The organism is Synechococcus sp. R70.1 (genome assembly GCF_047461675.1).
Taxonomy (GTDB): Bacteria; Cyanobacteriota; Cyanobacteriia; order Thermostichales; family Thermostichaceae; genus Thermostichus.
This window is the reverse complement of the sequence record NZ_JANSHR010000082.1, coordinates 1-695: the sequence shown is the minus strand read 5'-3', so window position 1 is coordinate 695 and position 695 is coordinate 1. Positions and strand designations below refer to the sequence as shown.

The following is a 695-nucleotide window of genomic DNA, read 5'->3' as shown; positions in this document are numbered from 1 at the left end:
CTCCTGGAAAAATTACACTGACGCAATGTTTAAAGGATCCCAAAATAGACGTCCACGCCATTGTCCAAACATATAGACTCAGGGGTATTCCCATCTTCGACATTATCCCAAGAGACCCTGAGCTGGAGACGTTGACTGATAGCCGGGCAGTAGCATATATCCCAAAGGGAACTCGGCGCCTTCGCGATCTCATTGCCCCTCTTCGCAATGAGTATGATTACATCCTAATCGACTGCCCAACTCAATGGCTTTACTTCAGCCAGAGTGGTGTTTTTGCTGCCGATGTTATTTTGATACCTACCCGCCCCGACGATCTGTCTTCCCTGAATAATGCTGCTAGAGTAATCACCCAGTTTATTCCAGAAACTGCTAGGTCACGACAGGATGGTGGCCCTATTGCTTTGCCTGCCTTTTTCAACGGCGTCTCTTCGAGAAGTGAACACACTATTCAACTAGCTAACAAAGAGATATGGAAGCTTATCAACCAGGAGAAAAGTGTAGATCTACTTCATTTCTGGCCGCATTTTAAGAAAGGTAATGAAAACAAAAGCATTTTTAGGATACCTGACTTTGCAGTGATATCCTCTGCAAAGTTTGAACGAGTTCCTGCCGTCTTTAGGCACAGGAAAGTTTTAGAATACTACCAGAGTCTTGCCCGTGAGTACTTTATCGATGAGTGAGTTTTCAGATCTAGG

1 protein-coding gene is annotated in these 695 nt (G+C 44.7%); it reads left to right on the top strand.

The features are described from left to right. Window positions 1-680, top strand: a 680-nt coding sequence (locus NW807_RS09435; protein WP_414425939.1) for an AAA family ATPase, incomplete at its 5' end; no start/stop codon positions are given. Window positions 681-695 lie beyond the last annotated feature (15 nt).